This is a genomic window from Microbulbifer mixtoriginis (SeqCode) (assembly GCF_052466765.1).
On sequence record NZ_CP174289.1, the window covers coordinates 2973604 to 2985278 of the forward strand.

Here is an 11675-nt window from a genome sequence, read left to right on the forward strand (position 1 = left end):
AAAAATTAAATTTTATTGGTATGTGCAGTTACTTTAACTGTATCGTCATATTTGCCTGTTCGGCATGTTCAATATCTGAATCGAACCAGCGGGCTGTGATGGTTTTTGTTTCGGTATAAAAACGCACGGCCTGCTTACCATAAGCGTGGAGATCCCCATAAAATGAACTGCGCCAGCCAGTAAAGCTAAAGAAAGGTAATGGAACCGGGATAGGCACATTGATTCCTACCTGGCCCACAAGAATTTCATGCTGATATTTACGTGCGGCTGCACCGCTGGCAGTGAATATGGAGGTCCCATTGCCGTAAGGGCAGTCATTCACCAGTTTTATTGCATCATCTAAGTGATCTACATTCACCAGACATAACACTGGCCCAAAAATTTCATCAGTGTAAATTGACATCTCGGTAGTAACATTGGCAAATAATGTAGGGCCAACCCAGTTACCATGGGGATATCCATCCACTGTAATTTTTGAACCATCCAGAAGGCAATCCGCCCCTTCTTTTTTGCCCGTCTCGATATAACCCAGCACACGTTCCTTTGCAGCAGGTGAAATTAAGGGGCCGTAGTCGGATTGTGGATTCTTCCAATGCCCGGGTATTATCTTTGCCATCGCATCCTGTATATCAGGAATCCAACTTTGCGCTTCACCCACTAATACCACAACCGAAATAGCCATGCATCGCTGACCGGCAGCCCCTACAGAAGAGCCGATGATATTGTTAATAGTGGCATTTTTATTTGCATCAGGCATCACTACCATGTGGTTTTTTGCCCCGGCAAAGGCCTGTACTCTTTTTAAATATTGAGTGCCTGTTTGATAGATATGGCGCCCAACTGGCACGGAACCGACAAAAGATATAGCTTTAATATCTGGGTCTTTTAGTAAGAAATCTACCTGCTCGCGATCACCATGGATAACTTGTAGAACCCCTTTGGGTGCTCCTGCCTGCTCAAATAATTCAGCCAGTTTGCAAGGTGTAATGGGGTCCTGTTCAGAAGGTTTAAGAATAAAGGTATTGCCACAGGCAATCGCTAGCGGAAACATCCATAACGGTATCATTGCGGGAAAGTTGAATGGCGTAATACCGGCGCAGACGCCAATGGGTTGAATATAGGAATAGCAATCTATAGCACTGGCAACGTTTTCAACGGTTTCCCCCATTAGCAGGGTAGCAATATTTGCGGCATGCTCAACCACCTCAATGCCTCGCCAAACATCCCCCTTGGCGTCTTCAAATGTTTTACCGGTTTCCTCTGCGAGAATCTCGGCCAGGGCCTCTTGGTGCTCTTTCAGGAGAGCTTGGTACTTGAGCATAATACGTGCTCGAGTAGGGACTGGGGTGTTCCGCCAAGAAATGAATGTCTGCTTGGCGGCGGCGATTGCCTGGAGTTGCTCGGCCTCAGTGGTATAGGGGGCTTGGGTTAAAACCTCACCTGTGGCGGGGTTTGTCACATCCAGCCACTCCTTGGTAGTAGACTGCACCCAGTCGCCATCAATGAATAGAGGAAGGCGTGAAGGGATGGATTTATTCATATTATTTGCCTTACCAGTAACCGGTGGGAAATTGCCAAACAGTTTAGGCGTTGCCTGAGTGAAAAAAGAGGTGTTTTACGCCGCTTCTTGAGAGGAAGAATATCGGCCTTGTTTTATGGTGTATTTCGGGGTGAATATCGATAAGGGTTTTATCTGATGAGCTTCTAGCTTTTGTTTGCAATATTGAATTTTTGTGCGCACCTTCTCAACCTGAAAAATAGCCTGTTTGTTTTTAAGCTTTGTCCGTAATCATGCTGTTAGTATGCCCTCTCTGTAGGTTTGTAGTGATTTTGTGAGGTTTTCTATTCATTTATTTTAAGAAAGAGGGTAGACGGTGTCTTATAGAAACATATTTCAGGTATTCGTTTTATTTCTTTTTGGATCTTTCAGTTCCTTACTATCGGCAACCACTTTGGAGGATCTCCGGGCCCATACACCTACGTCAGATAAAACCTGGGCAGAACAATGGTTTTACAATATTGCGGTGCCGGATGTTGGCTATTTCAAAGTAAGCTTGCAGACATATATTGCACCAGACTTTGAGGTTCCAAAACCTAAAGCTTATATACACCTGGCTTTCTCTCCGATAAACGGGTCAACTGTTAAGTATGATATATTCCATGATGAGGTTATTTTGGTGGATCCTAATAATCCGGATAAGTTTTATTACGAAGTTCCTGGGTTAATAGTTGCTGATGAAAATCATATAGATATTAATTATGATTATTTCGACTTCACTATGCGTTGGAATGGAGATCACCATTACTATTGGCATAGTAATAATCCTGGTCGGTCACCATTGGGAATTCTAAAGGAAATTATCAACTTTGGTCCTGAATGGTTTGTTTATACTATGGGTACACCAATCCAATATAGTTTCTCTAATGGAAATGTTGCATTAATGGGCCTGGGATTTGCACAGCTTGATAAAGGTTGGTTTGATAAAGAGTCGAGCTCTGGCATCGTTTACACAATGGGCTTGTCTGAAGAGTTATATTTTATGTTTACAGGAGGAAAGGTTAATGATACTAATATCGAAATGTGGATAGGTCGTTATATTAGTAGTGATTACGATCTAATTTTTTATCCTGCATTTAATGGCCTGTCTGTTAAACGGGAATCTAATGCTTGCGAGGGATATGCCAATGTTGAGTTTAATAAAATTAACTATAAGTTAGTCGTTGAGGCGAAGGCTGACCCTGATAGTTTCTATTCTCAAGACTTCCCCTCTGATGTAATTTTTGGTAGAGGCCAAGTATATATGAAATCTATGCAGGCTAACGTAACCTTCTCTCTCTATAAAAAAGGGAACCTAGTTGAAAAGATTACAATGCCTCAGGGGCTTCTAGAGTTTAGCGGCCCATTAGCTTGTGAAGATTTCTTCAACTGAAATGTGATATTTTTCAAGGAATAGCTAATCGTCTTTTTTAGCAAGGCCGAACTAGTGAGTTTCGCCTTGCTACTTCCTATACTAGGCCAGCAGGTTTAATGGTATTGAATAGTGATATTACTTGCCTTGGGAAGCCAATCCTGTAGAGCGCTATGCTCAATTTCCCCAATAACCGCCATACTCGGGTGATTTCTATCTTTCAGGAGCACTATTTTGATATGGTCCTGATGCAGGTTTTGAAAGTGATCATAGGGTGAAATCGGGTCAGTATTGGAAGCAAATAAAAGCACGGGCACAGGAGTGTTGGTTAGTAAAGGTTCAATTTGTGTTTCCAGTAGGCTTATATTGGCTTCCTCTAGCGCCATTGACGCTCCTATTTTTATTTCTTTTTCAGAGAATGCTCTACTAAGTAGGGGAAAATTCTCTTGGGCATAATTATAAACAGCCTGGTCAAATTCCAACATGGGAGCTTGTAATATTAGGCCGCTGATATCTTGTCGAGATTGAGTGATTCTCGCCGCAGTAAGGCTCCCCATGGAATTTCCAAGAAGATAAATGTTTTTACTTTCTATCAGGTCTTTATGGATAAGCTCGTCAATTAGCCTGTTAATCACTTCGCTATCACCAACGCCATATTCCTTACGGCCTTCAGATTCACCATGGCCAAGTAGGTCTGGAATAACTACCTGAAATCCAAGGAGGCGAAAATATAATGCTGAGTGAAGCATGAATTCTTTTGAAATTCTGAATCCATGTAAAAGAATGATGGTCCCAGAATAATGTTTGTTTAGGGCTTCTTTATTTATAGATAGATTAACTTGGCTGGTTTGATCGCCAGAGTCAGTTTCTATGGAGTATTTAATTTTACCTTTTTCAAGGGGGTCAGCAAAGAAATAGCTAATGCATAAGTTTCTTAGCTTGTCACAGTAATTATTTTTATGGAATCCCCATGATTTTATCTGCTCATTTGAAACTATATGATCGTAAGGGAAGCTTTTTGAACTTGCAATATAATCTCTAATGTTCACTGCGCAAGATGATATAAGTAAACAAATTGATATGGTCAGAAGCAGTTTTATTGATTGCATTTTAATAGGCATAAATTGTCATTAAAATCTAGTGTTAATCAAAAAAATAAAGTGCCATGAATTACGGTTGTATCAGTAGCGGCGCACTACATGTGGTTAGGCTAAATGGATTCAATTTTTGGCAATTGCTCATTTCTCTAAAATTTATGTAAGCAAAGTTTCACTTTTTCTTTGATTGCTTTAGGAGAGTTTAAAGCTTTTACAGCTGGCGTTGTGCCTGATCGGCTATGCCTGTAGTTAAATAGATCTATGAATATGCTGACCGGATGGTCACATTTGGGTGAAGTTGATAAGGTAAGGGGAGATTGTGAACTCGCAAAAGGAAATTGTTCGGCTTTGAGAGGATGGCGGCAGCCAAATAACCTTTGCAAACCGCCATGAATATTAAGAGTGTATTTAATTTAGGTTAATTCCGGCCTCCCTGGAGGCCGTATCAAAGCCGTTGGCTTGTCGGCCAGCCTGCAAATCGAGTGTATAAGTTAATAGGGTGTAGTCTTTCGGATCGGCTTTACAAATAAATCCCATCGAACGGGCAAATGTCTGCACGCGTTTATTGTCGGCGGACTCAATGGAATAAATTCGCTGTAAGCCCTGTTCTTTTGCGCAGTCGATCAGGCGCTTTAACATTAATCGACCTAGCCCCAATCCCTGCCAATCATCGCGGACCACAACTGCGCACTCGCAGGCTAGCCCGTCTGAATCTACGGCGTAATGTGCGGTAGCAACGGCCCTTTGCGCATGGTCGCTGGTGCAGAGTGCAATAAAGGCCTCATGAACTTGATGGTCGTTATCGGTGAGTAGCTCAATCAGCTTTTGGCTGGCTTTACAGCTGCCGCCGATAAAGCGGTCTCGCCGGGTTTCTGGAGATAAGTCTTCTATCAGTTCTTTCTCCAGTTGGCTATCACTGCGGCAGATGGGGCGTATTGATACCCTGCGCCCATTACCGAGAGTAATTAGTTCTATCTGGTGCTCATTACTGACATTGCTATTTTCTGACATGGCTGTGAGTATCCCGGCAGCACCTGGCTGCATCATCTTTGGTTCGCAACGGGGGTTGGATATCACAAAGATAGACGCTCAAGTTGCGAACGTGGAACTATGTTACGCTCGCTTGGGCTGGGTCCCCAACAACCCCTTTGTCTATGCCTATGAAGAGCAGTTTTAGCCGAGAGAACTATACAGTCAGTTTCATTATGGTATAGTGCTGCAGCTGATTTTTCTCAGCTGCGTCATTTGTAGGCCGGTGATCTACCGGTATCCCCCCGTGAACTTTTCTAAATTCTTCCCGGAACCCTCTACTGAATGCCGCGCGCCGGCTGGCCGGTGAATTGACGGCTGTGTGCATCGAGCCTCACTTGCTCTGGATGCCAACTCCGATTTTTCTATTTGCTCCTTCGTGGTGCGAATGTGTTTGATTGCGCCCAGGGCGCAGTTTGAGGTTATTTATGTTGTTTGAAGATCTGGGCCTTGCCCAGGAGATTGCCCGTGCCGTTGCAGAGCAGGGCTATACTGAGCCCACGCCAATCCAGGCCCAGGCCATTCCGGCGGTAATGAAGGGCAGTGATATTATGGCTGCAGCCCAGACGGGCACGGGTAAGACCGCCGGTTTTACATTGCCGCTGTTGCACCGCTTAAGCCAGGGAGAGCGTGCCAGAAAAGGGCAGGTGCGCGCATTGGTACTCACCCCAACCCGCGAGCTGGCCGCACAGGTGTTTGATAATGTGCAGAGCTATAGCCAGTACCTGCCAATGCGTCATGCGGTAGTTTTTGGTGGCGTGAAGATCAATCCCCAGATTTCCCGACTGCGAGGCGGTGCCGATATTCTAGTAGCGACCCCTGGTCGTCTATTGGACCTGCACAATCAAGGGGCAATCCGCTTTGATCGCTTGGAAGCCTTGGTCTTGGATGAAGCAGACCGCATGTTGGATATGGGCTTTATCCATGACATTAAGAGAGTGCTGAAGATCTTACCGGCCAAGCGTCAGAATCTACTCTTCTCGGCAACCTTTTCTCCTGAGATTCGCCAGCTCGCCAAAGGTCTGGTAAAGGACCCGCTGGAGATTGATGTTAGCCCGCGAAACTCCACTACCAAAACAGTACGACAGAAGCTCCACCCTGTGGATAAGGCTCGAAAAACAAAACTGTTAAGTCACCTGATTCGAGAGAATGGCTGGCATCAGGCACTGGTATTTAGCCGTACCAAACATGGGGCCAATCGGCTGGTGAAACAGCTGGAAGGAGATGGCATCCTGGCAGCGGCTATTCACGGTAATAAGAGCCAAAATGCCAGAACCCGGGCTCTGGCAGATTTTAAAGCCGGTAAGGTGCAGATCCTCGTTGCGACAGACATTGCTGCACGGGGTATTGATATCGATCAATTACCCCAGGTGGTAAATTTCGACTTGCCCAATGTTCCTGAAGATTATGTTCACCGTATCGGTCGCACAGGACGTGCGGGCGCCCAGGGGCAAGCCGTGTCCCTTGTTAGTGCCGATGAAATTAAGCAGCTTCGCGATATCGAGCGCTTAATTGGCAAGCCAATTCCCCGCGAGGAAATCGAGGACTTTGAGCCAGATCATCAGTTGCCAGCCTCTGGCAACCCCAAGCGTGGCGGCCAGCAAAAACCTGGCGCCAGTAAACGCCCTGTAGGTTCCCGAAATAATGAGGGCGGACGAGATGCTCGTGGCAATAGCGATGAGCGCCGTGGTAATCGCGGAAGTGGTCGCGGTAAACCAGAAGGACGTGGAACCGGTGGTCGCAATAGCAATGCCACCGGTGGTAAAGGAAGCAATGGAAATCGCTCCGGCGGTACTGGCAGGGCTCGCAGCGCTGAATCGGGTCGCAGTGATGGCCAAAAACCACAGAGAGCTCCGAGACGCCGCCCCAGCAGAGGACGTTCGGAAAGCGCTTAGCATTTTGAGTAGTTGGTAAAAAAAGCGGCCTAGGCCGCTTTTTTTTCGCCTTTATTTTCTTTCACTGTCTGTTTACTTTTATCGTTTTATTCAGCAGCGATGCTTGAGAAAAGTTTATCTTTTTTTGTGAGTGAAGTTGTTATTTTTACTCTTATATTATTATTGTGATTTGTATTATCCATACTAAAAGCTGGAACCAGTGTCTGCTTATTTGGGGCTAATTTGGATATATCAATTCCATAATTGATCACATTTGCTCTCAGAAATTTGTGTTAAGTTAAATTTGCTTATTTAAGAAAATTTACACAAGGATATGTTGTGAAATTGAAGTTGCTCTCAAAGTTTTTCGTTCTTCCTTCTGCTGTGTTACTGCTGACCAGTAATGCAAGTGGTGAGGCTCAATTCCAGCCTGCCGAAATTTACTCAATAGGTTCCAGAGCTGAAGCTGTTACCGTAGCTGACTTGAATAATGATGGACGAGATGATGTGGCTATTATTACTTCCCAGGCTTTTGATCCAGACAATGACTTCCAATTAAAAGTCTTTCTTCAGAATCAGGCTGGACAGTTACAAGACGCAGTAAATTACCCTCTGTCCAGTGAGACAGAGAGCTTGCCGAAGTCTCTCGCAGTGGGTGATATCAATAGTGATGGTCGCAAGGATATTGCTATTGGGTTTGCAGGTGAAAAAATTGAAACCTTTTTACAAACTGAAGATGGAGGTTTGACAGCCGGAGAAACTTACCTCTCCAGCTATGCTACCAATATTGCTATTGGAGATCTAAAGGGAGATGGAGTCAATGAGATTGTTGGGGTCAGTAAAACCAGCGATGGTGTTGAGAGTATTCGCCAGGCACCCCAGCCCTTTGGTCAGGTAAGAAGTCTGAGTTTTGTGATGGGCCATGAATCCGCTTTGCTGACTCTGGGGGATGTCAACAGGGATTATGTCGATGATATTGTGATGCTCAGTGAGCAACCGCTGAGTACAAAGTTGGCGGTAATGGAGTCTAATCCGTTTAGCAGCCAAATTGCCTATTATGATTTTGGTAGTAAAGTCCAGGCTAATGGTATTTCGACGGGAGATATCAATGGCGATGGATTCAATGATGTGGTTGTTTCTCTTGGGGATAGCGCTGCAGGAGCCGGTTTGGCAGTTTTTTTTCAGGATAGTGAACGTAAGTTGCAAATCCCTGTTTTTTTCTCCACACAAAATAATCCTGGACCAATTTTAACTACATTATTGCAAGATAAAGAATCCGCTAGGGTATTAATGCTGCCCAATGAGGGATTTTCTCTGACCGCTTATGGAGATTTTATCCAGAATTTGGAGGCTTCTAAATACGAAATAAATATTCCTGTTGGTAAATATTCCAATCCACAAAGTATAGCTACGGGAGATATAAATAGTGATGGGGCCGTTGATATTGTTATCGCTAATCCTCAACAGGGACTAATAACTCTAAAAGGGAGTTTGGTAGTATTAAATCAGCCGCCTCAAGCCATTGCTGGAGGTGATCAATCTGTTGGTGGAGGCTCCCTGGTTGTGCTCGACGGTAGCCAGTCTTCAGATCCTGATGGAAATATTGTTGCATATCATTGGAAGCAACTTTCTGGCGCGCCTGTAAGCTTGATGGACTCGGGGGATGGGGTGGTGAACTTTATTGCTCCAGCTGAGCAAAAAGGCATAGTGCAAGAGTTGGTTTTTGAGCTTGAGGTTGAGGACGATCATGGTCTTGTCAGTATCGATCAAAGCACAGTACGTGTGGGAACTAACTTGGCACCGGTTGTTGTGGTTGAGAATATCGGAACGATAAAAGCTGGGCAAAGTGTCAGGCTGGACGCCAGTGAATCCTTTGATATGGATGGAGAAATTGTAAGTGCCCGCTGGTCTCAGTTGAGTGGTGATCCTGTTGAGTTAATGCAACTTGAACGTGGGGTTGCTACTTTTACCGTTCCTGTCTTTGGTGGGCCATTAGGGTTACTGAAAGGTTATGTATTTGAGGTTGAAGTAGAAGATAGTGGTGGGCAGAAATCAAAAAGAACAATCGCTTTTATAGCGGAGGGTTTGAAGGCTCCTATAGTTGTGCCTGGGGAGCCTCAAGAGGTCAAGCCTGGGCAGTTAGTTCAATTGGATGGTCGTGAATCCTATGACTCAGACGGTAAAATCGTAAGTTACAATTGGAGCGCGTCAGGCTTGGAGATAAATAATAATCCAGACGGAACCGCCAGCTTTATTGCTCCTGAGATTGCTGCTGATACACAGAGAGTGATAATGGTAACTCTTAGTGTGAAAGATGATGATGGTTATACCGGGGTGGGGTTTTTAGCGATCCGAATAGTTGGTAATTCTAGCCCTAAGGCGCAAATCGTTACTCCGCTAAATGTAAAACAAAATAGTCTTGTCACCCTGGATGGATCTAATTCCATAGATGAAGATGGAGCTATAATTAGTTACCAATGGCAGCAAGTTGGTGGGCCAGAGGTTTCACTAGAAAATGCTAGTGCAGCGATAACAACATTTATTGCTCCTAACAAAAGTGATGAGGAATATACTTCTTTAGCATTTCAGTTGACGGTCACGGATGACCAGGGAGATATTAATAGAAGTATAATTATGCTTCTGGTTGAATAAAATTTAAGAACAATTGTTGTTGTGGGCCTCGAAAGAGGCCCTTTTTATTTTATTGTTTTTTATAGTTTGCCATATAATCCAAAGTTAACAGGGTCAGCGCTTCAGTACCCTTACGCAAAGCATCTTCATCCACATAGAAAAGCGGTGAGTGATTGCTTGGGGCTTGGCTGGCATCCTGATCTCTTGGAGTTACCCCCAGAAAATAGAATAAGCCTGGGATTTCATTAGCGTAGTAGGAGAAATCCTCAGCTCCAGTAATTTTCGGGATTTCGATTACGTTCTTTTCGCCAACAACAGACCTCAGAATAGGCAGGGCCATTTCTGTCAGCTCTGCATTATTTATTGTTACCGGATAGCCCTCCAGAATCTCCACATCCGCGCTTGCCCCGGAGCTTTCAGCAATTAACTCAGCAGTGATTTTTAAGCGTTTGAAAATTTCTGCACGGTTATCCATATCAAAATTACGGATGGTGCCGTTCAGATAGACACTGTCGGGAATGATATTGTTGCGGACACCACCGTCAATACGTCCGAAGGAAACGACTGCGGGCTCTTTGGTGATATCGATCTGGCGGCTGACAATGGCTTGGGTGCCCATTACGACTTGTGCGGCGGCGACAATAGGATCCACTCCACTCCAGGGGCGTGAACCATGGGTTTGGCGGCCGTTGATGGTAATACGGAACTCATCGGCAGCGGCCATAAGCGGGCCCGAGCGATATCCGATGGCGCCGGTGGGTAGTGAGGAAGTGACATGCTGGCCAAAGGCTACGTCCGGCTTGTACTTCTTGAAAATGCCCTCTTTGAGCATTAGCTCTGCGCCACCTTCTTCATTGTCCGGTGCGCCTTCCTCTGCAGGCTGGAATATAAACAATACGTTTCCAGCCAGCTCATCGCGAAGGCCTGTCAGGACCTCGGCAGCGCCCATCAGCATGGCCACATGAGTATCGTGGCCACAAGCATGCATAACGCCAACATCTTTACCCTGGTAAGTGGTTCTGGCTTTGGAAGCGAAGGGCACATCGGTTCTCTCGGTGACTGGCAGAGCATCCATGTCCGCGCGCAAGGCAACAGTTGGCCCCGGTTTGCCGCCTCTCAAAAAGCCCACAAGGCCGGTATGGGCGATATCGGTTTCAACCTCAAGGCCCAGTGCACGTAGGTGTTTTTCAATATATTTGGCTGTTTCAAATTCGCGATTGCCCAGCTCTGGGTTCTGGTGCAGGTGGCGACGCCACTCAATTACTTTGGACTCAGTATTTTCCAGCAATTGCTGAGGCTTAGGGTCGCTTGCAAAGGTATGGGTAGCCAGCAACGATGCACCGATTGCGATGGGCAGGAGCAGTTTTTTCACAGCACAATTCCTTCATTCTCATTATCGTCGCCCGATTCTAACCCAGATTTTGCGCAACCGACTCCCTCGAGCTGGTTTGCCTTTACATATTTTGAAATTCCGTTGTTGACATGGTGAACCGAACGGTTCAAGATGTTCTGCATAGATTGCGGAAAGAGCTATAACCACAGAACAATGAGCACAGTAGCAGGGGGTTCTCATAGTCTTTACAAGACTGGGTGACACAGAAGGTGATACTGATTGGTCATAGGTTGGGCAAACTGTTGTGCTTTGTTTCATTAGGCCCAATGGAATGCTGAGAATATATCTGTGAGGTCCAAGACCATTGGTATTTCTGACCAATCACTTTGGGTGTTAATGCGTGATGAAAATAATGGTTGAAAAAATCAGTAATGCTTAACTTGTAGAGCTTTCTAATTATTTCTTAGAGGATAATTAACAAGTTAATTTATAGTGCTAATAATAGGCAGGTTGCTAATATATCTGTATGTCTTAGGTATATTTAAATAATTATTCTATTTATTTTTAGATTTATATCGTCGTAAATTAGATATTTTCTTAACTCTCCGGTTCTCCGGTTCTCCGGTTCTCCGGTTCTCCGGTTCTCCGGTTCTCCGGTTCTCCGGTTCTCCGGTTCTCCGGTTCTCCGGAAATTGCCTCTGTATTGGGGAGAGTAAGCTCTGCTTAATGATTGATTACTGCTAATTAAAAATAAGTGGTTCTTATAGCGTATAAAGTGATGATTTCTTATTGATGTCTCGGC

7 protein-coding genes are annotated in these 11675 nt (G+C 44.9%); 3 read left to right on the forward strand and 4 right to left on the reverse strand.

Annotated elements, in window-relative coordinates:
- Window positions 1–28: 28 nt before the first annotated feature.
- The gene (locus ACJJIV_RS13215; RefSeq protein ID WP_444889234.1) at window positions 29–1540 is read right to left on the reverse strand and encodes a CoA-acylating methylmalonate-semialdehyde dehydrogenase; all 1512 of its coding nucleotides are present in this window, start codon (window positions 1538–1540) and stop codon (window positions 29–31) included.
- 334 nt (window positions 1541–1874) lie between these two features.
- Here ACJJIV_RS13215 and ACJJIV_RS13220 point away from each other — a divergent pair, with 334 nt between their 5' ends.
- Window positions 1875–2930 (forward strand): hypothetical protein, encoded by a 1056-nt coding sequence (locus ACJJIV_RS13220; RefSeq protein WP_252083520.1) that lies wholly within the window; start codon window positions 1875–1877, stop codon window positions 2928–2930.
- Between the two features lie 95 nt (window positions 2931–3025).
- On the opposite strand, the gene ACJJIV_RS13225 is transcribed toward ACJJIV_RS13220, so the two are convergent.
- A complete protein-coding gene (locus tag ACJJIV_RS13225) occupies window positions 3026–4030 on the reverse strand; it encodes an alpha/beta hydrolase (RefSeq protein WP_444889235.1) in 1005 nt (334 codons plus the stop codon).
- A 384-nt stretch (window positions 4031–4414) separates the two neighbouring features.
- Window positions 4415–5017, reverse strand: coding sequence for a GNAT family N-acetyltransferase (locus ACJJIV_RS13230; RefSeq protein WP_444889236.1), 603 nt, complete (start codon window positions 5015–5017; stop codon window positions 4415–4417).
- Window positions 5018–5463: 446 nt separating this feature from the next.
- Here ACJJIV_RS13230 and ACJJIV_RS13235 point away from each other — a divergent pair, with 446 nt between their 5' ends.
- Together ACJJIV_RS13235 and ACJJIV_RS13240 are read left to right on the forward strand one after the other, a co-directional pair.
- Entirely contained in the window at window positions 5464–6930 is a 1467-nt protein-coding gene (locus ACJJIV_RS13235) for a DEAD/DEAH box helicase (RefSeq protein ID WP_444889237.1), read from the forward strand.
- Window positions 6931–7248: 318 nt separating this feature from the next.
- Complete coding sequence (locus tag ACJJIV_RS13240; protein ID WP_444889238.1) at window positions 7249–9561, forward strand: FG-GAP repeat domain-containing protein; 2313 nt, start codon at window positions 7249–7251, stop codon at window positions 9559–9561.
- A 49-nt stretch (window positions 9562–9610) separates the two neighbouring features.
- Here ACJJIV_RS13240 and ACJJIV_RS13245 read toward each other — a convergent pair whose 3' ends face one another.
- A complete protein-coding gene (locus ACJJIV_RS13245) occupies window positions 9611–10912 on the reverse strand; it encodes an amidohydrolase (RefSeq protein WP_444889239.1) in 1302 nt (433 codons plus the stop codon).
- Window positions 10913–11675: the final 763 nt, after the last annotated feature.

Excerpts from the sequence above, each read along its gene's own strand:
- ACJJIV_RS13230 (WP_444889236.1), bottom strand. The coding sequence starts at position 5,017 with ATGTCAGAAAATAGCAATGTCAGTAATGAGCACCAGATAGAACTAATT.
- ACJJIV_RS13225 (WP_444889235.1), bottom strand. The coding sequence starts at position 4,030 with ATGCCTATTAAAATGCAATCAATAAAACTGCTTCTGACCATATCAATT.
- ACJJIV_RS13235 (WP_444889237.1), top strand. The coding sequence starts at position 5,464 with ATGTTGTTTGAAGATCTGGGCCTTGCCCAGGAGATTGCCCGTGCCGTT.
- ACJJIV_RS13215 (WP_444889234.1), bottom strand. The coding sequence starts at position 1,540 with ATGAATAAATCCATCCCTTCACGCCTTCCTCTATTCATTGATGGCGAC.